The sequence below is a fragment of the Variovorax sp. FW301-JW7 genome (genome assembly GCF_058788795.1).
On record NZ_JBYTBC010000005.1, the window covers coordinates 335,002 to 357,397 of the forward strand.

General features: G+C 68.5%; 20 protein-coding genes. 8 read left to right on the forward strand and 12 right to left on the reverse strand.

Going from position 1 to position 22,396, the window contains the following annotated elements:
- Positions 1-110: 110 nt before the first annotated feature.
- Positions 111-1,514: a WD40/YVTN/BNR-like repeat-containing protein gene (locus tag AC3WQM_RS16705; RefSeq protein WP_492680236.1), complete on the forward strand. Its 1,404-nt coding sequence runs from the start codon at positions 111-113 to the stop codon at positions 1,512-1,514.
- A 70-nt stretch (positions 1,515-1,584) separates the two neighbouring features.
- Here AC3WQM_RS16705 and AC3WQM_RS16710 read toward each other — a convergent pair whose 3' ends face one another.
- Positions 1,585-1,854, reverse strand: coding sequence for a hypothetical protein (locus AC3WQM_RS16710; protein ID WP_492680238.1), 270 nt, complete (start codon positions 1,852-1,854; stop codon positions 1,585-1,587).
- 307 nt (positions 1,855-2,161) lie between these two features.
- Here AC3WQM_RS16710 and AC3WQM_RS16715 point away from each other — a divergent pair, with 307 nt between their 5' ends.
- Positions 2,162-4,375 carry a TonB-dependent receptor domain-containing protein gene (locus AC3WQM_RS16715; protein WP_492680240.1) on the forward strand — a complete coding sequence of 738 codons (2,214 nt, stop codon included), beginning with the start codon at positions 2,162-2,164 and terminating at the stop codon, positions 4,373-4,375.
- A 33-nt stretch (positions 4,376-4,408) separates the two neighbouring features.
- On the opposite strand, the gene lhpI is transcribed toward AC3WQM_RS16715, so the two are convergent.
- The 5 genes from lhpI to rtcR are packed head-to-tail and all read right to left on the reverse strand — an operon-like array spanning position 4,409 to position 9,581.
- Entirely contained in the window at positions 4,409-5,359 is a 951-nt protein-coding gene (gene lhpI / locus AC3WQM_RS16720; RefSeq protein WP_492680242.1) for a bifunctional Delta(1)-pyrroline-2-carboxylate/Delta(1)-piperideine-2-carboxylate reductase, read from the reverse strand.
- A complete protein-coding gene (locus AC3WQM_RS16725; RefSeq protein ID WP_492680244.1) occupies positions 5,356-6,225 on the reverse strand; it encodes an alpha/beta hydrolase in 870 nt (289 codons plus the stop codon). The genes lhpI and AC3WQM_RS16725 overlap by 4 nt, the downstream gene beginning before the upstream one ends.
- Positions 6,222-6,794: a 3'-5' exonuclease family protein gene (locus tag AC3WQM_RS16730; RefSeq protein ID WP_159272961.1), complete on the reverse strand. Its 573-nt coding sequence runs from the start codon at positions 6,792-6,794 to the stop codon at positions 6,222-6,224. The genes AC3WQM_RS16725 and AC3WQM_RS16730 overlap by 4 nt, the downstream gene beginning before the upstream one ends.
- Positions 6,791-7,945: a 2'-5' RNA ligase family protein gene (locus tag AC3WQM_RS16735; RefSeq protein ID WP_492680246.1), complete on the reverse strand. Its 1,155-nt coding sequence runs from the start codon at positions 7,943-7,945 to the stop codon at positions 6,791-6,793. The genes AC3WQM_RS16730 and AC3WQM_RS16735 overlap by 4 nt, the downstream gene beginning before the upstream one ends.
- A 13-nt stretch (positions 7,946-7,958) precedes the next feature.
- Positions 7,959-9,581 carry an RNA repair transcriptional activator RtcR gene (gene rtcR / locus AC3WQM_RS16740; protein ID WP_492680248.1) on the reverse strand — a complete coding sequence of 541 codons (1,623 nt, stop codon included), beginning with the start codon at positions 9,579-9,581 and terminating at the stop codon, positions 7,959-7,961.
- A 692-nt stretch (positions 9,582-10,273) separates the two neighbouring features.
- Here rtcR and AC3WQM_RS16745 point away from each other — a divergent pair.
- The 4 genes from AC3WQM_RS16745 to rtcA all read left to right on the forward strand — a co-directional run bounded on the left by AC3WQM_RS16745 (position 10,274) and on the right by rtcA (position 14,475).
- Positions 10,274-11,425: a slipin family protein gene (locus tag AC3WQM_RS16745; RefSeq protein WP_492680250.1), complete on the forward strand. Its 1,152-nt coding sequence runs from the start codon at positions 10,274-10,276 to the stop codon at positions 11,423-11,425.
- A gap of 301 nt (positions 11,426-11,726) precedes the next feature.
- Entirely contained in the window at positions 11,727-12,947 is a 1,221-nt protein-coding gene (locus AC3WQM_RS16750) for an RtcB family protein (RefSeq protein ID WP_307589349.1), read from the forward strand.
- Between the two features lie 48 nt (positions 12,948-12,995).
- A complete protein-coding gene (locus tag AC3WQM_RS16755; RefSeq protein WP_492680252.1) occupies positions 12,996-13,349 on the forward strand; it encodes a zinc-ribbon domain containing protein in 354 nt (117 codons plus the stop codon).
- A 22-nt stretch (positions 13,350-13,371) separates the two neighbouring features.
- Positions 13,372-14,475 (forward strand): RNA 3'-terminal phosphate cyclase, encoded by a 1,104-nt coding sequence (gene rtcA / locus AC3WQM_RS16760; protein WP_492680254.1) that lies wholly within the window; start codon positions 13,372-13,374, stop codon positions 14,473-14,475.
- Here the strand turns inward: rtcA and AC3WQM_RS16765 are convergent, their stop codons facing one another.
- Together AC3WQM_RS16765 and AC3WQM_RS16770 are read right to left on the reverse strand one after the other, a co-directional pair.
- Complete coding sequence (locus AC3WQM_RS16765; RefSeq protein WP_492680256.1) at positions 14,476-14,835, reverse strand: alpha/beta hydrolase; 360 nt, start codon at positions 14,833-14,835, stop codon at positions 14,476-14,478.
- 117 nt (positions 14,836-14,952) lie between these two features.
- On the reverse strand, positions 14,953-16,611 hold the full coding sequence (locus AC3WQM_RS16770; RefSeq protein ID WP_492680258.1) for an adenylate/guanylate cyclase domain-containing protein: 1,659 nt from the start codon (positions 16,609-16,611) through the stop codon (positions 14,953-14,955).
- A gap of 43 nt (positions 16,612-16,654) precedes the next feature.
- Between AC3WQM_RS16770 and AC3WQM_RS16775 the strand changes: the two genes are divergently transcribed.
- A complete protein-coding gene (locus AC3WQM_RS16775; RefSeq protein WP_492680386.1) occupies positions 16,655-17,380 on the forward strand; it encodes a Crp/Fnr family transcriptional regulator in 726 nt (241 codons plus the stop codon).
- Between the two features lies 1 nt (position 17,381).
- Here the strand turns inward: AC3WQM_RS16775 and AC3WQM_RS16780 are convergent, their stop codons facing one another.
- The 4 genes from AC3WQM_RS16780 to AC3WQM_RS16795 form a co-directional block, all read right to left on the reverse strand.
- A complete protein-coding gene (locus tag AC3WQM_RS16780) occupies positions 17,382-17,855 on the reverse strand; it encodes a DoxX family protein (RefSeq protein ID WP_062479555.1) in 474 nt (157 codons plus the stop codon).
- Between the two features lie 139 nt (positions 17,856-17,994).
- Entirely contained in the window at positions 17,995-18,999 is a 1,005-nt protein-coding gene (locus AC3WQM_RS16785; RefSeq protein ID WP_139699961.1) for a tripartite tricarboxylate transporter substrate-binding protein, read from the reverse strand.
- A 49-nt stretch (positions 19,000-19,048) separates the two neighbouring features.
- Entirely contained in the window at positions 19,049-20,458 is a 1,410-nt protein-coding gene (locus AC3WQM_RS16790) for an amidase family protein (RefSeq protein ID WP_492680260.1), read from the reverse strand.
- A 118-nt stretch (positions 20,459-20,576) separates the two neighbouring features.
- On the reverse strand, positions 20,577-21,359 hold the full coding sequence (locus AC3WQM_RS16795) for a FadR/GntR family transcriptional regulator (protein ID WP_070061946.1): 783 nt from the start codon (positions 21,357-21,359) through the stop codon (positions 20,577-20,579).
- Between the two features lie 169 nt (positions 21,360-21,528).
- Here AC3WQM_RS16795 and AC3WQM_RS16800 point away from each other — a divergent pair, with 169 nt between their 5' ends.
- The gene (locus tag AC3WQM_RS16800) at positions 21,529-22,287 is read left to right on the forward strand and encodes a sulfite exporter TauE/SafE family protein (protein ID WP_492680262.1); all 759 of its coding nucleotides are present in this window, start codon (positions 21,529-21,531) and stop codon (positions 22,285-22,287) included.
- Positions 22,288-22,396 lie beyond the last annotated feature (109 nt).

Genomic DNA, 22,396 nt, shown 5'->3' on the forward strand with positions numbered 1-22,396 from the left:
GCGTGTTCCACCACTTTGTCCTCGCTGCCGCGTTGGCGGTGCTTGCTGCCTGTAACACGGCACCTATTGCGCCCCAGCAGACATTGACGGGGCAAGAGGGCGCCGTGGTCGTGAAGCTCATCACGAACAGCCCAGGCGAAAACGATCCTGCCGAGACCCTCTCGATACTGCACCTGGAGCGCGTGCTGGCGGCGGGTGAGAAGCAGACCGGGCGTGACCTAGTCACCCTGGTTCGCACCCGGCATGCCACCTACACCACGGCGGTTTTCAGCGGCATGGTGATTCCGGGCCGGTACGTGATCAAGACGGCCGGGGGCAATCGCGGCAACGTGACCTACACCTTTCCCATCGACGCGAAATTCGGCAGCTTCGATGTGGTGAAAGGCGAAGTCACCTTGCTGGGCACGCTTCTGATACAGCCCCGAATGGGTACCCGCTTCGTGGTGGCCTATGTGCCGCCGGAAGCAGAGCTGCGACAAACGTTCGAGACGCTCTATCCCGCACTGGCTGCGCAGACCCAGGGCCACCCCACGCACAGCTTCCTTCCCACCATCGACCTCGAGCGGCGCGCGGCATTGGCCTCCGAGGTCAAGCGAAGCGCGTCGCTTTGGAACGGGCTGGCGCAAACGGCCGATGGTGAATTCATGGCCGGTAGCAAGGTGGGCAAGGTGCTGTGGCGCAAGGCCGGCGAGATGCGGTGGAAAGAGCTGGATGTCGGGAGCTGGCGCGAAGTGCTGTCGGTGCGGCCGTTTCGCGGTGGCCTCCTGGCGGCCGGCGAAGAGGGGCTGTTGCGTCATTCGGTTGACGAAGGACGCACCTGGAAGAGCTTGACCCCTCCCGATACCGGCCTCATACAACTGGCGCATCCCTTGCGCGACGGCAGTCTTGTTGTCTTCTCGCGCCGCGAGGGGCTCTGGTCGACCTATGTCGCAGAAGACGTCGACAGCGGCAAATGGCGCAAGCTGGGTGAGTTTCCCGACACCCGTTCGATCAATGTGCCGTGGATGCGAACGATGACCGTCAGCCTTCCGGATGCAGCCGGCGTCATGATGCCCAACGGGGATCTTCACATCACGGACGGTAAGTCCATCACGCGAACGAGCAATGGTCAGTCGACGATCGACGTGAACGCGCTGCCCGACGGCACCTTGATTTCACAGACCATGCTCGTGACCAAGACCACGCTGCTTTCGAAGGACACGGGCAAGACATGGGCCGATCTGGATACCAGCCGGTTCGTGGTCGCGATTGCATTCAAGGATGCGCAAACCGCTTACGCCGTTGCACCCATCGCGCCCGGTTTGCTCCCTGGACCGCTCGGGTTGATGACGACGCGCGATGGCGGAAAGAGCTGGGCGCATACCGGCAGTTCACCTGGGCTGACAGGCGCTTATGCCGTCCGCCAGATGATGGTGGACCGGGCCGATGGTTCGCTTCTGGCCTTCCTGCCCGACAACGCCATCGTCCGATCCGTGGATGAGGGCAAGAGTTGGAAGATCGTGAAGGACAACTAGGGCAGGTTGCGCGTCTGCTTGCGCGCTTGACGCCAAGCTAGAACTCCAAGGCAATGGGGACGACCGGTGCTTAGGCCTGCACCGCAGCTGACAGCTTTCGCAGCATCACCGACTGCCGCGCCTCTTCGGCATCGCGCAGGCTCTTCGCGGCGCGCGCCGCGACGTAGCTGACGTACAGGGTCTCGACGGCCCGTGCCCACTCGTGCGCCTTCTGCGACACGCCTTCCGCCTTGACCGGCGAGCCGGTGGCCATCGGCGTCGACAGGTCGTCCACCGGGCGGGCCGGTACCTCGACGCCGGCCTTCCCGAGGATCACGGCTTTCTGAAGGATGGTGAGCATGGCGGACCTCTCTTTTTTCTTGTTCCAGATTAGCGGCGCCCTTCGCGGGTCGCTATTCGCCAGATGACGTATCCGCCCCCCTAATTCAAGGTGAACTTTCGGCTACATGGGGTTTGCCCGGGGCGGCCGGAAGCAGTGCCTACACGAAGCGCCATCGGCCTCTCGCAATGTCCCTTTGGTGGTTCTGGATGCAAATAATATTTGTTTGCATTCTCAATACAATTGATGCTGATCAGTTGGTACGCAACAACAACAACGCATCCGAGAGCGGCCCTGTTTTTCCTGCCGTTTTCCGTGGAGTTTTTGCATGTTGTTCTCGCGTTGCGGCCGTCGGCCGCGTCCGTCGGTGCTGGCGCTGGCCGCCGCATCCCTTTTTTCTCCCGCCCTGTTCGCCCAGACGCCCGCTGAACAACAACTGCGCGAGGTCGTCGTCAGCGCGACTGGCTTCGAGCAGGAACTCAAGGACGCGCCCGCTTCCATTTCGGTGATCACGCGCCAGGAGCTGGAAACGCGCCAGTTCCGCGACCTGGCCGAGGCGCTGCAGAACGTCGAAGGCATCGACGTGGGCGGTGCCACCGGCAAGACCGGGGGCCTGGACATCTCGATCCGCGGCATGCCCAGCGACTACACGCTGATCCTCATCGACGGCCGGCGCCAGAACGTGGCCGGCGACGTGACGCCCAACGGCTTCGGCGCCGCGCACACCAGCTTCATGCCGCCGCTGGCGGCCATCGAGCGCATCGAGGTCATCCGCGGCCCGATGTCGACGCTGTACGGCTCCGACGCCATGGGCGGCGTGGTCAACATCATCACGCGCAAGGTGGCGCGCGAATGGGGCGGCCAGGTCACGATGGAAACCGGCATTCCGCAGGACAGCGAGTGGGGTTCGCAGACGCGCTCCAGCGTCTACCTGAGCGGCCCCGTCGCCACCGACCTGCTGGGCCTGACCCTGCGCGGCAACATCTACCGCCGCGAAGCCGCCGACTGGGTGCTGGCCCCCGGCCAGGCGCAGCCCGCGACGGCCCGCAACCCCGCGCCCGCCGAGAGCCGCCAGCACAGCGTGGGCGGCCGTTTGATGCTCACGCCCAACCGCCAGCACGACATCTGGCTCGACGTGGAATCGGGCCGCAGCTGGTACGACAACGAAGACGGCCGCCTGGGCACGCGCGACGCCGCCGCGCCCAACCGCACCGGCAACAACCCGCCGGGCTACCTGGACGCGCTGCGCTTCAACCGCGACCAGGTCGCCATCGGTCACACCGGGCGCCTGGGCTTCGGCACGGTGGAAAGCAGCCTGATGCACACCACCACCGAGACCGTCGGCCGCACGATTCCCGGCGGTGCCATTCCGCGCAATGCCGCGGCCCGCCGCACCGTGTACTGGCTGAGCGAAGCCGACCGCGGCCGCGAACGCGAACTCAAGACCACCAACCTCGTGCTCGACAGCAAGCTCGTCGCGCCGGTGGGCGACGCCCACGTGCTGACCGTCGGCGGCCAGTGGTGGGACGCCAAGCTGGTCGACGGCCTGCTGCCGCGCTCGCAGAGCCAGACCATGTGGGCGCTGTTCGCCGAAGACGAATGGCGCCTCGCGCCCGGCCTCACCGCCACGCTGGGTGGGCGCTACGACCACCACAGCGCCTTCGGCGGCCACGTGAGCCCGCGCGGTTACCTGGTCTGGGATGCCACGCCGCAGTGGACCTTCAAGGGCGGCGTCAGCAAGGGCTTTCGCGCGCCGCGCCTGAACCAGCTGATCGACGGCATCAGCGGCGTGAGCGGCCAGGGCGCCACGCTCAACATCGGCAACCCGAACCTCAAGCCCGAGACCAGCACCAGCACCGAGTTGTCGGCGCTGTTCAACAACCAGAAGGGCCTGACCGCGTCGGCGACCCTGTTCCACAACAAGGTGAAGGACAAGATCGCCAGCGGCGGCGACTGCAGCGTGGCGCGCATCTCCAGCTGCGTGGTCGACCCGACCGCCAACTACTCGGTCAACGTCGACCAGGCCAAGACCTGGGGCATGGAACTGAGCAGCCGCGTGCAGCTCACCAAGGCCTGGGGCCTGAAGGCGGGCTACACCTGGACCGACAGCGAAGTGATCGAGGGCGGCGTGAAGAATGGCAAGCTGGCCGACACCGCGCGCCACCTGCTGCATGCGCAGCTCGACTGGAACCCCGACGCCAAGTGGCGCTTCTGGCTGCGCGGCGAGTACCGCGGCAAGAGCCCGCGCTTCACCGGCGACCCGGCGCGGCTCACGGGCAACAACCTGGCGATCTACCGCGCGGTGGGCGACATCAAGGCCTACCACCTGTTCCACCTCGGCGGCTCCTACCAGGTGTCGAAGAACGTGCGCCTGAACGCCAACATCAACAACCTGTTCAACAAGGACTTCCGCAAGTTCCAGCAGGTGAACCTGGCCGGCACCTCGGCCTGGGTCAACGAGTACTTCCAGGGCGGCGCGTCGGTGGCGGGCACCACGCCGGCCGGACGCACGATCTGGCTGTCGGCGAACGTGACGTTCTGACGCTGGCGGCGACCGTGGCGGGCCGTGCGGACCTCAGGGGTTCGCGCGCGCCTGCCACACCAGCGTGGCCGCGCTCAGGTCTTCGAGCGCACTGCCCACGGCCTTGAACACCGTGCGCTCGGCATCGCCCGTGCGCCCGGGCCGCGTGCCACGGCACAGCTCGGCGAGCGTGCCCTGCACCGCGTCGGCACGCAAGGTGCCGGCCGCGATCGCGTCGAGCAGGTCGCCGGCCTTCTGCAAGGCTTCGGGCGTGTCGATGAAGGTGCGCGTGCCGTCGAAACACTGCACATCGGCTTCGCGCATCGCGGGCGTGAAGCTGCCGATCAGGTCCAGGTGCGCGCCCGGTGCGAGCCATTCGCCGCGCACCAGCGGCGTGGTCGCCAGCGTGGCGCAGCTCACGATGTCGGCATTGCGCACGGCCGCTTCGAGGTCGGTGCCGGCCGCCTGCGCGTTCCATCCTTCACTGCGCCATTGCTCGGCCAGCGCCTCGGCGCCTTCCGGCCGGTGGTTCCACACCCACACCTCGTCGATGGGTCGCACGCTCGCGTGCGCGGCGGGCAGCATGCGCGCGATGCGGCCGGTGCCCAGCACCAGCAGCTTGCGCGCATCGGCGCGAGCCAGGAACGAGGCGCCCAGCGCCGATGCGGCCGCCGTGCGCCGCGCCGTGATCTCGTTGCCGTCCATCATCGCCAGCGGCACGCCGGTGCGTGCGTCGTACAGCACGTAGGTCGCGTGCAGCCCCGGCAGGCCGCGCGCGCCGTTGCCCGGAAAGATGTTGATCGTCTTGATGCCCAGGAAGCCCGCGTCGCTCCACGCCGGCATGATCAGCACCGTGCCGCGCGTGGCCGCGTCGCCGCCCGTCTCGATGCTGTGCACGTGGCGCGGCGGCACCTGCGCCTCGGCCGCGAAGGCGGCGCGCAGCGCGGGTACCAGCCGCTCGAAACCCAGGGGTGCGGCGGTGGCGGCTTCATCGAAGTGTTTCATGGGCGGGAAGGCAGCGCCGGGGCGCTGTCGAAGAAGGTGGTGAGGGCTTGCCGGTAGGTGGTGCCGAAGCGCGGCGCCGCCATCGGTTCGAGGTGGCCGGCGCCCGGCACTTCGATCAGCTGCTTGGGTTCTTTCGCGTCGGCCAGCAGGCGTTGCGAGTGGCCGTGCGGAATCACCGCGTCGGCCGTGCCGTGAATCAGCAGCAGCGGAATCGGCGCGATGGCCGCGACGAACTTCGAGGCCGCGTAGTCGTCGCGCACCAGCAGGCCGGCGCCCGGCAGCTTGTCGTTGGCGATCGAGCGGTACGAATAGAAGGTCGACTCGATCGCCACCGCCTTCACGCCGGCCCGGTTGCCCGACCCCACGGCCGCGATCGCGTTCGTGCCGCCCAGGCTCTGCCCGAAGACGAACAGCCGCGACGCATCGACGTCCGCGCGGGCGCGCACATGGTCGAGCGCGGCGTTCGAATCCTCGAACACGCCGCGGGGTTCGGGCTCGCCGTCCGATTCGCCATAGCCGCGGTAGTCGAACACGAAGACGTTGTAGTCCTGCGCGGGCAGCCACGCCACGAAACGCCAGTGGCTGCTCATGTTCTGCGCGTTGCCGTGGAAGTGCACCACCGTGCCCTTGGCCGCTTTCGGGTCGGCCCGGCCTGCGGCGGGAATGAACCAGCCGCTCAGGCGCGTGCCGTCGGCGCTGGTGAAGCGCACGTTCTCGTAGCGCAGGCCCAGCGCGTCGGGCGTTTCGTAGCGCACGCGGTCGGGGTAATAGAACATCGACTGTACGCAGCCGCCGAGCAGGAAGAGGGGCAGGGCGGCGAGCGACATCCACCAGCGGCGAGCGGGTGCGGTGGTGGTGGTCGTCATGCCTGCGGTCCGCCGGCCCGCCGGCTTTCGGCGAGCATGTTGCAGAAGAGGGCGCCTTGCTCAATGGCGTCGTCCAGCGCCACGTGCGTGTGCGGCAACCCGGCGTCGAACCAGCGGCGCGGCATCGCGCGCTTGGTGCTGTCGCGGTAGCCGATCTTCAGCAGGGCCATCGCGAAGCTCTTCATGTCGAGCGCCGAATGGCTGAACGGGCTCTCGCCCGCGAAGCGCATCAGGTACCAGTAGACGAACAGGAAGTCGAAGCCCGCCGGGTACGCCACGAACACCGGCCGCGCCTTCAATCCCTTGAGCCACGCGACGTAGTTCTTCATGGCGTGCGTCGGGTCTTGCAGGTCGGTGCGACACGCGGCCCAGGCCTCGGGCTGCGTCTGCCACCAGGCGGCCGTCTTCGGGTCGGCCTCGGCACCGGGCAGCGTGTGCAGGTTGGCGCTGAAGGTGGACACCAGTTGCTTGTCGGCCGTGTAGGCGGCCGAGCCGAAGCTGAGCATCGAGTGCGGGCCGGGGATGGGGCCGTCGGTTTCGACGTCGGTGCTGATGTAGATCTCGGTCATGGGCGAAGGATCGTCGCGGGGCCGGTGAGTGGGAAGACGTGCATGTCCATCCAGCGCCCCGACGCGTTCTCGAAGAGCGCGATCTCCGTGCAGCGCGCCTGCACCGGCCCCGACGCAAGCAGCCGCGCCTGCAGCTCGATGGCCGCTTCTTCCGCATGCAGCGCGTTGCCGTGCGCCACCGACAGATGCGGAATGATGTCGTCATGCAAGCCGTCGTACGGCGGGAATTCGGGAAACTCTTTCACCAGCGCACGCGTCATCTCGATGAACGGCGCAGCGGGCTCCGGTGCGAGGTAGGCCGTCTCGGGAAAGCGCCCGACCTTGCCGAGCACGAACGAGAACGGCGCCGTGCGTTGCAGCACGCGCCGCGCGCGATCGAGCACCTCGTCGGTGATCAACGCGGGGTCCATGAAAGGAACGAGCAGCGTGATGTGCGCGGGCACGCCGAGTGCCACGGTGGGGTCGAAGCGGCGGCGAAGGTCTGCGGCGATGGTTTCAGCCGCGGGAACCTTCACGGCGAATGCGGAGATGGGCATCGGGCGGAGGATAGCCCATCGATGTCCGGATTCGCTCCCGGAAAACGCGGCGACGAAGGCGCCTTCTGCCTCAAAAGAAATCGGCCTCCCGCAGTGCTTTCGCGGCGACCACCAGCCGTCGGACGGTGATGCCGATCTGTTCGTGTTCCACCCCATTCGACAAGACGGCGCCCGCGTGGAAGTCCGGCTCCAGGGGACCCGGTAGCGCATCTGGAAGCGGATGGCGCTGTTGATGGTTTCGATGACCATGTACAGCGCGTTCTCGTTGAACTGCCTGCCGGTCTTTGCACCAGAGGCCTTGAGCACCTGCCAGTCGTCCTGCTTGTGAGCTCGAAGGTCTCCCAGATCGTGCTGCCAGGCATCCAGTAGCTTGTCGCAGATGGCCAGCCCGATCTGGTCGTCGGGCGCCGATGCGTCGAGCACGATGGGCGTGCCGGTCTCGGCGATGCTCGTGGTCGAGGAGACGATGTACGTGCTGTCCCCGTACAGGTACAAGACCGCGCGCAGTTCCTTGCCGGTACGCAACCTGGCGTCGTTGATCTCGACGGCGGAATGGTCGGGCGACGCCCTCCTGGCGGGCTCTTCCTTGGGGGCTTTCTTCAAGAAGTCGAACATGGACAGGTTCTCCTCAGTGCTTCGCAAGCGTTGAAATCCGGCCCCAGTCCAGCCCCATCTTGGCTAGGTACTTGCGCAGCCGGTCTGCATCGTTGACCACGCTGCGCTGCGTCCGTGAGGCCTGGAACAGCTGGCGCCCCGCCTCCGACAAGCTGCGCGCCGGCCGACACACGCGCACCACCGCTTCGAGCTGCAGGCGATCGAACAGATCGAGCGCGGCGAATTTCTCTTCGCCGAGCAAGGCTTCCAGGTCGACGTCGTCGCCCGCCGCAGCCACCGATGTGCCCATGCCCTCATGCTTCCACAGCCAGCGCAGCCGCGCGATCTCCGCCTCAACCAGCGCGACGGCGATGCGCCCGCCGTCGGCCAGCGTGGCAAGCCGCGTCACGCTCGCCGACAGATCGCGGAAGTTGCCGCGCCAGAGCGCCTCGCTGCTCTGCGCAAAGCGCAGGTAGGCCGTGCGCGCCTCGGCGTTGAAGCGCACCACGCGGTGGTTCTCGGCCGCGTGCAGGGCCAGCAGGTGGTCGAGGTTGGGCTCGATGTCCTCGGGCCGCTGTGCGAGGCCGGGCAGGTCGTAGGTCCAGAGGTTGATGCGCGCGAACAGGTCTTCGCGAAAGCGCCCTTGTGCCACGTCGCGGCGCAGGTCGCGGTGGGTGCCGGCGATGAGCTGGAAGTCGCTCTCCACTTCCTTGTCGGCGCCCACGGGGAAGAAGCGTTTTTCCTCGATGGCCTTGAGCAGCATCGCCTGTTCGTCCAGGCCCAGCTCGCCGATCTCGTCGAGGAACAGTGCGCCCTGGTGCGCGGTGCGCAGCAGCCCCGCGCGGTCGCTCGCCGCACCGGTGAACGAACCCTTCTTGTGCCCGAACAGCGTGGAGGCCGCGCCGTCGCCGCGCAGCGTGGCGCAGTTCACCTCGACGAACGGCCCCGTCACCTGGTGGCGCGCCTGCTTCAGCTCGAACATGCGGCGCGCCAGGAACGACTTGCCCGCGCCCGTCGGCCCCACCAGCAGGATGGGTGCGCGCGAGCGCACGGCCACGCGCTCGATCTCGTCGATGAGCGCGTTGAAGCGCGCATTGCGCGTGGCGATGCCGCTCTTCAAGAAGGCGACCGCGTCGCGCTGGTCGGCGTCGAAGCGGCGCGCGATCGGGTCGTAGCGCGACAGGTCGAGGTCGATCAGCGCGACCTTGCCGGCGTCGCCCTGGCGCTGCTTGCGCGGCGGCGAGGTCTGGGCCAGCACGCCCGGCACCACGCGCGATTCCGACAGCAGGAACATGCAGATCTGCGCCACGTGCGTGCCCGTGGTGATGTGCGTCCAGTACTGCTCGCGCTCGGGCTGGAAGGGGTAGGCGCGCGCCCAGTCGTACAGGCGCGTGTAGACCTCGCCGAAGTCCCACGGGTCTTCGAGGTCGAAGGGCACGAGGTGGACGGTGGTCTCGGGCGACACGGCGGCGATGTCGGCCTTCACCAGCTCGGCCAGCGCCGTGTGCTTGCGCGTGTGCAGCAGCTCGATGCGCGCCACCACCATGTCGTCGTGCTGCGCGAGCGAGACCGTGGGGCGCCACTTGTGCCAGCGACCCGCGCCCTGGCCGGCATCGAGCTGGGTGCCGAGGAAACCGATGACGACGATGGGCTTCATGGATAAAAGACTAGCTGAAATTCTACAAATTATCCGAATGCTAGCAAGGGATGGGCGCCGTGTCACATCGGGCGAAGAAGAAATTTCCCTTGCAGGTCAATGACTTGCATCGCCATCGCCCTGTTTTCAGGCGCCGTGCGCGCAAGTTGGCACGCTCGCTGCAATAGAGAACCTGTCCGGATGCAGTTCATCCGCTCCCAGGTGCCGCATGAAAGCGGCCCGGTGCCGCAGGCCAGACCTGTTCTTGGGTCCGCGGTATGCCGCTGTTGAACTGTGCTGGTCACTGGACTTGATCCAGTCTGCTCATGGTGGAGCACCGTGCTAATCACGCGTCGTGGCGGGTTCGATTCCCGCAAACAACCTTCGGCGGTGTTCGCACCGCCGCTTTGATGGGGGCGAAAGCCCCACCGCCCCGGCACACCGGAGCGAGGCGCAGGGCAGGGCCCGGCCGAGCGACACCGTGCCAGTGCAGGCGGCTTGCGCATCGCGCGTTCTGCAAGGAACCGCATGCAGCCATCGACGCAGAAGGAGGCGATGGCGTAGCCCGAGTGGCCGCGCCACCGCACCGACCCGTCGACCGCTGCGTTGCTGACCTCGCAAGCCACGGTGCCCGCCGCCTGCCCTTCGTGGGCCCCGACACGAAACGTAGACGAACGACAACCGCAACGAAGAAGAAGAGAGAGGAAGAAAAAATGCTGGGATTCACCCAATTCACCGTGAAGAAGAACGAACGCGTGCTGCTGCTGCGCAACGGCGATTTCGAGGGCCTGTATGCCGCCGGCAAGCACCGTGTGTTCACGGGCTTCGACACCGTGCAGCTCGAGCGCTTCTCGCTGGCCGAGCCGGCCTTCGAGCACGAGCTGGCCGACTACTTCCTGGCGCGCGAGCCGCAGCTGGTGCAGCGCGAGTTCGTGCAGGTGTCGCTGGGCGAGACCGAGGTCGGCCTGCGCCATGAAGACGGCGTGCTGGTGCAGGTGCTGCCGCCCGCCACCCGCAAGCTCTACTGGCGCGGCCTGCGCGAGCAGCGCGTCGACGTGATCGACGTGGCCGCCGATGCACGCCTGCCGGCCGAGCTGCTGGCCAAGCTGCAGAGCGTGGCGCTGCGTCCGCGTGCGGTGCAGGGGCTCGAAGGCGTGCTGCTGGTGCAGGTGCCCGAGTTCCACGCCGGCGTGCTGACCCTCGAAGGCCAGATGCAGGCGCTGCTGCCGCCGGGCAACCACGGCTTCTGGCGCTTCAACCGGCAGGTGGCCGTGACCAGCGTGGACCTGCGCTCGCAGATCGCGGAAGTGAGCGGCCAGGAAATCCTGACCCGCGACAAGGTGGGGCTGCGGCTGAACCTGTCGGCGGTGTGGCGTTTCGCCGATGTGCGCCAGGCCCTGGCGCAGATGCCCAAGCCGGCCGAGCATGTGTACCGCGAGCTGCAGTTCGGCCTGCGCGCGGCGGTGGGCGAGCAGACGCTCGACGCGCTGCTGGAGAACAAGTCCGCCATCGACCAGACGGTGCTGGCGCAGGTGCGTGAGCGGCTGGAGGGTTCGGGCCTGGTGCTGGAGAGCGTGGGCGTGAAGGACATCATCCTGCCGGGCGAGATGAAGACCATCCTCGCGCAGGTGGTGGAGGCCGAGAAGTCGGCCCAGGCCAACGTGATCCGCCGCCGCGAGGAAACCGCGGCCACGCGCTCGCTGCTGAACACGGCCAAGGTGATGGAGGGCAACCCCGTCGCCTTGCGCATGAAGGAACTCGAGACGCTGGAACGCGTGGCCGAGCGCATCGACAAGATCTCGGTGGTCGGCGGGCTGGACCAGGTGCTCAACGGACTCGTGACGCTGCGGCCGAACGGGTCCTGAGCGGTGGAGAAAAGAGAAAGAGACACGGGCACGCAGGCACAGAAGGGAGCGCCACTGCCAAGAATGCTTGAAGTTGCCGGCAGCCTGGCTAAGACCAGGTACGGCGGGCAAGTCGGTCGACGAGCAAGGTTGAGGATGCAGGTGCTGGCTCCGATGACGGGTCTGTCACTGGCGCGCGTTTCCAATCGTCGACTGGGCCGCTGGATTCAAACACCACGGTCGCCGTATTGATGCGGGTTCGAATCCCGCCGTGTCCACCAAACGAGTGTGAAGAATAGATAGAGATAGCGAGGAAAGAAAAATGACGAACTACAAACTGCATGAAGTTGCCAACGGCGTCCCCGTGAAGATGTGGACGAACGGTGTGCCCGTGGAAGACGAGGCGCAGAAGCAGCTCGAGAACGCCGCGCGCCTGCCCATCGTGTTCAAGCACATCGCGGCCATGCCCGACGTGCACTACGGCATCGGTGCGACCGTGGGTTCGGTGATCCCGACCTTCAAGGCCATCATCCCCGCCGCCGTAGGCGTGGACATCGGCTGCGGAATGATGGCCTGCAAGACCACGCTCAACGCACGCGACCTGCCCGACAACCTGGGCCCGCTGCGTTCGGCGATCGAGAAGGCCGTGCCGCACGGAAGCAACCCCAAGCGCATGGGCCGCGACAAGGGTTCGTGGGAAACGCCGCCCGATGAAACCGATGCGGCGTGGGCGAAGCTGGTGGACGAGTTCGAGCTGATCTGCGAGGACCATCCGCGCATCAAGAACACGAACAACCACAAGCACCTGGGAACGCTGGGTACCGGCAACCACTTCATCGAGGTCTGCCTCGACGAAGCGGGCGCCGTGTGGTTCATGCTGCACTCGGGTTCGCGTGGCGTGGGCAATGCCATCGGCACGCACTTCATCGAACTCGCGAAGAAGGACGCGCAGCTGCACCAGCGCAACCTGCCCGATCAGGACCTGGCGTACTTCGAGGAAGGCGCCCAGTACTTCGGCGACTACGTGCGTGCGGTGGGCTGGGCCCAGAAGTTCGCACGGGCGAACCGCGAAGTGATGATGCAGCGCGTGGTCGCGGCCGCGCGCAAGGTCATCACGAAGCCGTTCGAGGCGCATGTGGAAGCGGTGAACTGCCACCACAACTACGTGAGCCGCGAGACGCACTTCGGGCAGGACGTGCTCGTGACCCGCAAGGGCGCGGTGAGCGCCAAGCTCGGCGAGCTGGGGATCATCCCCGGCAGCATGGGCGCCAAGAGCTACATCGTGCGCGGCAAGGGCAACCCCGAGAGCTTCATGAGCTGCAGCCACGGCGCGGGCCGGAAGATGAGCCGGACGAAAGCCAAGAAGCTCTTCACCGTCGCCGACCAGATCGCCGCGACCGAAGGCGTCGAATGCCGCAAGGACGCCGACGTGATCGACGAGATCCCGATGGCCTACAAGGACATCGACGCGGTGATGGAGGCACAGAAGGACCTGGTGGAGGTGGTTTACACGCTCAAGCAGGTGGTTTGCGTGAAGGGTTAGACAAAGGCCGTTGGCGTGCGCCCCGGCCGATCGTTGGAGAAACAGGCCATGAAGAGCAACAAGCAACGCCGCGCCGAGATCAAGGCGCACCGCCTTGAACGCGCCGCGCGCGCCGTGGCACTGCAGCAGCGCCAGGTCGATGCGCGCCTGCTGCGCGCCGAAGGCATGGTCGCGGCCGACACGGCCTTGCTGGCCGCGCACAACAACACCTACGGCCCGCTGCCCACCTTCTACGTCGACAAGGCGTTCACCTGCCGCGACCGCGGCGCGCAAGAGGTGTGGACGGCCAAGCAGCAGAAGTGGTGGTACGAGGTGGCGCTCGGCAGCATCCACAGTACGGCGGTGCGCTGCCGCGCTTGCCGGCTCGGAACCGCGCGAACAAGAACAACGACAAACGACTGAACAAGAAAGAAAGACTTTCCCGATGACGGAAGCACAAGAAGAACAACGAGCACGCGATGCCGTCGAACTCGACGGCTCCCAAGGCGAAGGCGGCGGCCAGATCCTGCGCACCGGCCTCGCGCTGTCGATGGTCACGGGCCGGACGCTGGCCATCGCGAAGATCCGCGCGGGCCGGGCCAAGCCGGGCCTGATGCGACAGCACCTGGCGTGCGTGCATGCCGCGGCGCAGATCAGCGGCGCGCAGGTCGAAGGTGCCGAGCTGGGCTCGCAGTCGCTGCGCTTCGTGCCGGGGCCGGTGCGCGCGGGCGACTACCGTTTTGCGATCGCCGGCGCGGGCAGCTGCATGCTGGTGCTGCAGACGGTGCTGCCGCCGCTGCTGCTGCAACCCGCGGGCCAGGTGAGCCGGCTGCGGCTGAGCGGTGGCACGCACAACCCGATGGCGCCGCCGTTCCACTTTCTGGAGCGTGCGTTCGCGCCGCTGGTGCGTCGCCTCGGCGGCGACCTGCAGCTGGTGCTGCGCCGTTGCGGCTTCTATCCGGCCGGTGGTGGCGAGGTGGACGCGACGATCGTGCCGGCGGCGGAAGGCGCGCGACTGCAGGCCTTCGACCTGCTGTCGCGCGGCCAACTGCTGGCGGGCCATGCCGAGTGCCTGGCGCCCGGCCTGCCGCGCCATGTGGCGGCGCGCGAACTCGAGACGGTGGGGGCGGCGATGGGCTGGTCGGTGGAAGCCGAGCAGCTGCGCACGGTGCCGACGCGCCAGAACGAAGGTCCGGGCAATGCGCTGCTGGTGACGCTGGCCTACGCACACCTCACCGAGGTGTTCACGGCCTTCGGCGAGAAGACGCTGAGCGCGGAGCAGGTGGCGCACGGTCTCTTGAAGGAGGTGCGCGCGTTCCAGAAGCATGAAGATGCGGCCGTGGGGCCGCACCTGGCCGATCAGCTGGCGCTGCTGCTGGCGCTGGCGGTGTTCCGGCAACCGGGGCAGTCGGGCGCGTTCACCTGCAGCGAAGTGACGCCGCACACGCGCACGAACTGCGCGGTGATCGAGCGCTTCCTGCCGGTGCGCTTCACGATCACCGAAGAAGGCGCAGGCCGGCGCGCGGCGCGGGTGCAGGTGGCGTCGTGATTACAGGCCGGCCTGACGCGTGAAGCTCACGGCCGGCTTCTTGTAGGCAGAGGGCACTTCGTCGCGGTAGAAGGCGCGGCGGTCCAGGCTTTGCAGCGGGTTGTGGGCAGCAGCCACGGCCTGGTCGCGCACGGCCTGGCGGTCGAGCGTGGAGGTCACGGCGACGGTGCCTTCGGCGGCAGCGTCGGAGTATTCGTTGCCGTTGCGCGCGGCGGCGACGGCTTGGGTGCGCACGTCGGCACGGCTGGCGGCCGAGGTGATGGCGTGCACGCCTTCATAGGTTTCGGCGTGGGCCGCGCCCACGGTGCCCAGCAGGGCGAAGGCGGCGGTGGAAATGGCGAGGAGTTGCTTGCTGTTCATGATGAGATTTCCCTTGAGTCTGTGGGCGGCGGACAGTCGTCGTTGCCACAAGCTGCAGTGTGAAACCGCATCACGGAAGGCGCTGTGCGTTTGCGCACCGAATCCGGCAGGTGGTGCTCAGGGCGCTTTTGCTGCGCGTGAATACATCACGGCCAGCGGCTCGGAGCGCCCGCGCACGTTCAGCGTGTCGACCGGCCCCAGCGTTGCTTCGGCGCCGGCCTGCTGCGCCGTGAACTGCGAGACCACGAGCCGCGCCGAGGCGGTCTTGGAATGGTCCTGCAGGCGGCTCGCGGTGTTGACCACTTCGCCGATGGCGGTGAAGGTGGTGGTCTCGAGGTAGCCGACCTCGCCGACGGCCGCGCGTCCGGCGTGCAGGCCCATGCCGAAGTCCAGGTGCTGGCCGAACTGGGCCTGGAAGTCGACGTTCCATGCGTCCATGCGCTCGCCGATGAGTTGGGTGGCGTGCAGGGCCTGCCGGCAGGCGGTGGGCAGGTCGCTCTCGAGGCCGAAGATGGCCATCACGCTGTCGCCGATGAACTGGTTGGGCACGCCGTCGCTCTCGCGCACGGCGGCGCCCACGATGGCGAAGTAGCGGTCGAGCACGTAGGCCAGGTCGAAGGGCCACTGCCGCTCCGACAGGCCCGACCAGCGCCGCAGGTCGACGAACAAAATCGCCACGTCGCGCTCGTGCCCGAAGCGGCCGACCGGTGCGGGCCGGCCTTCGCGTGGCAGTGGCGCGAACAGCGGCGTCACCTCGATGCTGCCGCGCGGGCGCAGCTGGCAGGCCAGCCGCACGTCGTGCGGGGCGCGCACGCGTTCGAGCGTGCGCTGCTCGTCGCGGCCCGGCGTGCCGATGTGTTCGGGCGCGCCGCTCACGCGCACACGGCAGGTGGAGCAGCGCGCGCGTCCGCCGCAGATCGACACGTGCGCGATGCCGTGCGAGCGGCTGGCTTCGAGCACGCTCCAGCCGGGCGGCACGTGTACGGTGCGGTCGGGGTAGCGCAGCGCGACGGTGGCACCGCTTGCGCGCCGGGCCAGGCGGCTGCGCGCCGCGTAGGCCGCGAGCAGGGCCAGCAGCGCCAGCGCGTAGTAGAGCTTGAGGTTGGTCTCGGCGGCGTTGAGCGCGCGGCCCTGGTCGGGCGTCGGCAGCACGACAGGCGGCACGCCGGTCCACTGGAACTCGCGCCCCATCGACACGAAGCCCATCGCGGCGGTCACCGGCAGCAGCACGGCCACCGCGAGCAGCGGCGCGAACAGGCGCCGGTAGAGCGGGCGCACGCGCAGCGCGAAGTGCAGGCCGAGGCAACCGTGGGCCCAGGCGGCCAGCATCATGCCCAGCTGCGCGCCCGCGCCAGCCAGGTCCCACAGGCCCCAGACCACGCGCACGTACGAACCCTCGATGCCGTAGGCCAGCCAGGCGCCGCGCATGGCGGTGAGGTGGGTGGCCAGCAGCAGCGGCAGCGCAAAGCCCAGCAGCACGCGCAGGCCTTCGAGCGGCGGCATGCGCAGGGTGCGGCGTTCCCACAGGGCGGCCACGGCGAGCACGAGGTGGGTGAGGGCGGCGCCGTACAGCAGCAGCGTGCCGGGCAGGCTGTGCCAGAACTTCTGCACGCCGCGCAGCACGGTTTCGGCCGCGGCGAAGGAGACGATGCCCAGCGAATGGTTCAGCAGGTGCGCCGTGATGTAGGCCATCAGCACCAGCCCGCTCGCCCAGCGGAGGTTGCGCCGTGTCGGCGTTCTCAGCAAAAAAGGCGAAGGAGGGGAACGTCTGTCCATGAACGGGTTCGAAGCGGCACCCGAGCATAATGCGCGCGCCTCGATGACCACCGGCATGGCCCTACCCGAACCCACCCCCCGCTCCAGCCTCGCGCTGCGCCGCATCGCGCTGCTCGAAGGCCTGTCCGACGACCGCTTCGACCATCTGGCGCGCCAGTGCCTGTGGCACAGCGTGGCGGCCGGCAAGCCGCTGATGCTGCGCGCCGACCTGCAGGGCGAGGTGTTCCTGCTGGTGTCGGGCCGCGTGCGCGTGACGACCTACGCGGCCAACGGCCGGCAGGTGACCTTCCGCGATTCGGAGGCCGGCGCGCATTTCGGCGACATCGCCGCATTGGACGGCGGGCCGCGTTCGGCCGACGTGGTCACGCTCGAACCCTGCGTGGTCGCCAGCCTGGACCGCGCGGCCTTCCTGGCGCTGCTGCGCGAGGAGCCGCTGGTGGCCGAGCGCGTGATGCAGCGGCTGGCCGCGCTGGTGCGGCAGCTGTCGGAGCGGGTGATCGACCTGAGCACGCTGGGCGTGCAGAACCGCCTGCATGCCGAGCTGCTGCGCCTGGCGCGCGAGGCCGGCATCGACGGCAACGAGGCCCGGCTGGAGCCCGCACCCAAGCACGCGGCGCTGGCCAGCCAGATCAGCACCAACCGCGAGCAGGTGACCCGCGAACTCAACACGCTGGTGCGCGGCGGCGTGCTGCGCAAGGACGGCAAGGCGCTGGTGGTGGCCGATGCCGATCGCCTCGCGCTGATGGTGTCGCAGGTGCGCGGCGACTAGATCAGTTCCAGCGGCCGTTCGGGCCCGCCACGCTGTAGCGGCCGGCGCCCATCAGCGCCACGCTCAGCGCGCCGAACAGGTACAGGCCCTGCAGCTCCAGCGCCCAGCCGCCCTGCTTGGTCAGCGCGAACAGGTCGGCCATGTGCACGAGGCCGAAGGCGAAGAGCATGTTGATCACCACCACGGCGGCGGCGGCGCGCGTCCACAGGCCCGCGATCATCAAGAGCGGCGCGACGATCTCGCCCACGAACACGAGGTAGGCCAGCCCGCCCGGCAGGCCGGCCTTGGCCAGCATGCCGCTGATGAAGCCGACGCCGGCCGAGAGCTTGAAGATGCCGTGCAGCAGCATCAGCACGCCGACCGACACGCGCAGCACCAGCTTGCCGGCGTCGTCGCGGGCCGCGGGCGTGGCAAGGAACGACGAGGAGGAAGACGCCGAAGCGGCGGAGGCGATCGGGGCAGCCTGGGTGTTCATGGCGAATCCTTGAGTGGAAGAAAAAAGGAAGAAGGCCGCCGCGGACTGCGGCGGTTGCCATGCCAGTGTGAGAGCCCCGCCGCCGCCGGTCGGTGCGTTTACGCACACTTTTCGGCGGTTGGGTCGCTGCTGCCGGGCCTCAGTCGCCCTTGTAGCCCGAGGCCTTGATCACCGGCAGCCAGCGTGCGGCCAGCGCGTCGGTGTAGCGCACCACCTCTTCGGTTGAGGCGCCGGGCAGCAGGTCGTAGCCCACGCGGCCCAGCTTTTCGCGCACGTCGGGCAGGGCCAGCACCTTGCGCACGGCCCGGTTCCACTGCGCCAGCGTGGCGGGCGCCGTGTTGGCGTGGGCGTACAGCACGTAGCGCGACGAGGCCACGAGCGTCGGGTAGCCCGACTCGGCGAAGGTCGGCACGTCGGGCAGGCCGTCGGCGCGCTTGTCGCCGGCCACGGCCAGCACGCGCAGCTTGCCCGCGCGGTGGTACTCGGTGAGGGTGGTGGTGGCGTCCATGCCCGAGGCCACCTGGCCGCCGATCAGCTCGGTGACCATGGCCGCGCCGCCGCGGTAAGGCACCAGGGTGGCGCCGCTGCGCGACAGGGCCACGAAGTCCATGGCCAGGAAGTGCAGCAGCGAGCCCACGGTGGTGATGCCGATCGAGCCCTGGTCGGGGTTCGCCTTGGCGGCCTGGACGAACTGGGCCAGCGTCTTCACCGGCGAGGCGGCGCTCACGGCCAGGCCGAACTGGATGCCGCTCACGTCGGTCACGGGCTTGAAGTCGGTGGCCGGGTTGAAGCGCATGTTGGCGTAGATGGCGGGGCCGATGAACATCGGGTCGACCGGCGCCAGCAGCATGGTGGTGCCGTCGGCGGGGCTGTTCTTCAGCACCTCGGCGGCCAGCCGCGTGCCGGCGCCGGGGCGGTTGTCGACCATGACGGGGCGGCCGAGCTCGTCCTTGAGCTTTTCGGACAGCAGCCGGCCCATGAAGTCGGCCGGGCCGCCGGCCGGGAAGGGCACGATCAGGCGGTTGACCGCCGGCTGCGCGTTCGCGCCGTACGGCAGCAGGCCGCCCAGGCCCGTGGCCGCTGCCGCGCGGATGAGGCCGCGCCGCGAGAGCGCCGCGCCGGTGGGGAAAGTGAAGGGGGTCATCGAAAGTCTCCGGGTGGTTGGAATCGTTGGAAGAACGGGAAAAGAAAGGTCACTGCGCGACCAGCGGCTTGAAGCGCGCCGCGTCTTCGATCGCCTGGCCGGCCTCCAGCAGCAGGTCTTCGCGGAAGCGCCAGGCCAGCAGCTGCACGCCCATGGGCGCGCTGCCGGCCATGCCGGTGGGCACCGCGAGGCCGGGCATGCCCAGCGCGGCGGTTGCGAGCAGCGGGCTCTGGGCGTCGATGAGGGCGCGGGCGCGCTCCAGGCTGGCGACGTCTTCGTCCTGCGGGCAGGGGCGCTGCCACGACACGGGCATCAGCACCAGCGGATGGGTCTGCATGAACACCGACCAGCTGCGCAGCAGCGCCTGGCGCCGCGCGAGCGCATCCAGAAAACCGTCGCGGTCGGTCTCGGCCATGCCTTCGAGCAGGTAGCGCTGGCTGCGCCGCATGAGCTCGTCGCCGTGCTGCTCGACGCCCGCGATGATGTTGCGGCGGGTGTCGTCCACGATCAGCGTGCGCCACAGGGCCGCGGCCTCGCCGAAGCAGGGCAGCTCGGCTTCGTCGACCGCGTAGCCCGCCTGCTGCAGCCAGCGCGCGGCGTCGTCCAGCGCCTGCGTGACGGCCGGGTCGACCGGGATGCCCGGCGTGCGCTTGAACAGCGCCACGCGGATCGGGCCGGCGGGGCGCGGCAGCTCGTGCGGCATCGGCACCCAGTTCGGGTCGCGCGCGTCGGGGCGCGCCATGGCTTCGTAGCCCAGTCGCAGGTCGGCGATGCTGCGCGCCAGCGGCCCCTGCACCGACATGAGCTGCGGCGTGATGCCGCGCTCGCTGGTCGCGCTCGGGTTGAAGGCCGGCACGCGGCCGGCCGTGGGGCGCAGGCCGGCCACGCCGCAGGCGTACGCGGGGTAGCGGATCGAGCCGCCGATGTCGTTGCCATGCGCCAGCGCGCCCATGCCGGCGGCCACCGCGGAGGCCGCGCCGCCGCTGGAGCCGCCGGGGGTGATGGCCGCGTCCCACGGGTTCAGCGTGCGGCCGTGCACGCCGTTGTCGGTGAACCAGCGCGACGAGTAGGTCGCGGTGTTGCTGCGCCCCACGATGACGGCGCCTGCGCTGCGCCAGTGCGCCACCACCGGCGCGTCTTCGCGGGCGATGTGGTCCTTCAGCGGAATCACGCCGTTGGTGGTGGCGTGGCCGGCCTGGTCGACGTTGACCTTGATGCTCACCGGCACGCCGTGCAGCGGGCCCAGCGGCTCGCCGCGCAAGGTGCGTACGTCGGCGGCGTCGGCGCTGGCCAGGGCTTCGTCGGCCAGCACCTCGGCCAGGGCATTGAGGCGCGGGTTGAGTTCGGCGATGCGCGCGAGCACGCTGGTCGTCACTTCGCGGCAGGACAGCTCGCGGCGGCGCACGGCGTCGGCGAGGTCGGTGGCGCTGCGCTGCCAGAGGGCGGGGGATGCAGTCATGGGAGGTCTCGAGGAAAGTTCAGGCAAAGGAAACCCCGCACCCCGGCGCAACCGGGGTGAAGGCAAGAGAGAGCAGGGGGAAGAAGGCGGCGGCGGATCAGCCCGCGCCGCGCAGGCGTCAGCCGGTCGGTTTCTTCATGAGCAGGCTGCCGCGATCGACGCGGGATTCGGCCTCCAGGGCCAGGGCTTCGGCGTGTTCCATGTGCACGCGCATGACCTCGCGCGCACGCGCGGGGTCGCGGGCGCGCAGCGCGTCGAGCAGTTCGGTGTGGCTGTCGACGATCTCCTCGTCGAACTGGTCGAACTCCGTGAGCGCGTTGCGCACGATGATCACGCGGCGGATCACGTCGTTGAGCAGGCGGCACACCAGCGCCAGGAAGGGGCTGCTGCAGGCCTCGGCCAGGCGGTCATGGAACAGCAGGTCGGCCTCGCGGCGCTCGTTCCAGTCGGCGCTGCCGCCGTGCGCCGGGTGGCTGTGGCCGATCAGCGCTTCCAGCGCGGCCAGGTCGGCCTCGGTGAGGCGCGTGGCCACGTTGGCGGCCAGCTCGGGCTCGACCACGCGCCGCAGCGCGTACAGCATCGTGATGTCGACCGGCTGGAAGTACAGGAAGTTCGACACCGCCTGCAGGCACTGTTCGTACGAGGCCTGCGTGAGCGTGGCGCCGCCGTTGGGACCGGTGCTGATCGCGACCAGCCCCTGCACCTGCAGCGCGGCCAGCGCCTCGCGCACCGTGCCGCGCGACACGCCGAGCTGCTCGATCAGCTCTTTCTCCTGCGGCAGCTTGTTGCCGACCTGCTGCTGGGTCTGCACGACCCAGCGCTTGATGTTGTCGACCACCTGGTCGGAGCGCTTCACGCGCTTGTCGCGCGTGAGCGAAGGCTTGGGTTGGGAAGGGGGCATCTGCGTTTCGGGTATTTATGATCATAAATGTCATAAATCTCTAAAACGCTGTCAAGCGGGTTGTCCCGCGAGGCGTGGCCGGCCGTCGGCAGGCAACCGGGCTTCCTGCTACGCTCCCGGACGGCCCGCCTGCCCCTGGCGGGCTTTTTTCTGCGCTGCTGGTTTCCCCATGGTTTTTCCCCTCATCACCGACCCGTCGTTCTACGCGGTCGCCGTCCCCGCCGTGCTGCTGCTCGGCATCAGCAAGAGCGGCTTCGGCGCCGGATTCGGGTCGCTGGCCGTGCCGATGATGGCGCTGGCCGTCACCGTGCCGCAGGCGGCGGCGATCCTGATGCCGCTGCTGCTGCTCATGGACCTGCTCGGCCTGGCCGCGTTCCGGCGCGACTTCGACCGCTCGCTGCTCAAGTTCCTGATTCCGTTCGGGCTGGTCGGCACGGTGATCGGCACGCTGCTGTTTCGCGTGCTGTCGGCCCACACGGTGGCGGGCATCGTGGGTGTGTTCACGCTGGTGTTTTTGGCGCAGCGCCTGCTGTTTCCGCCCAAGCCCAACGACCCGCTGCCGTCGCGCGCGGTGGGCGCGGTGCTGACGACCGTGTCGGGCTTCACCAGCTTCATCGCGCATGCGGGCGGGCCGCCGATCAATGCCTACGTGATTCCGCTGCGGCTCAAGCCCGTGGTGTTCACGGCGACGATGGCCTACTTCTTCTTCGTGGTGAATCTCAGCAAGTGGATTCCCTATGCGTGGCTCGGCCTGCTCGACTTTCGCACGCTGGCCACCTCGCTCGTGCTGATGCCGATCGCACCGCTGGGCGTGTGGATCGGCATCCGCATCGCACGCCGCATCGATGCGACGTGGTTCTATCGCTTCGTCTATCTGGGCATGCTGCTGACAGGCCTCAAGCTCGTCTACGACGGCTTCCTGGCCTGAGGCCGGCCGCAGGCCAGGCCCCTTCGTGAAACACCGAGGAACCGGCTTTGCCGGGCCTCAGGTGTTGCCCCCGGTAGGGGGTTGGAGAAGCGACACGCAGTGCGCGAAG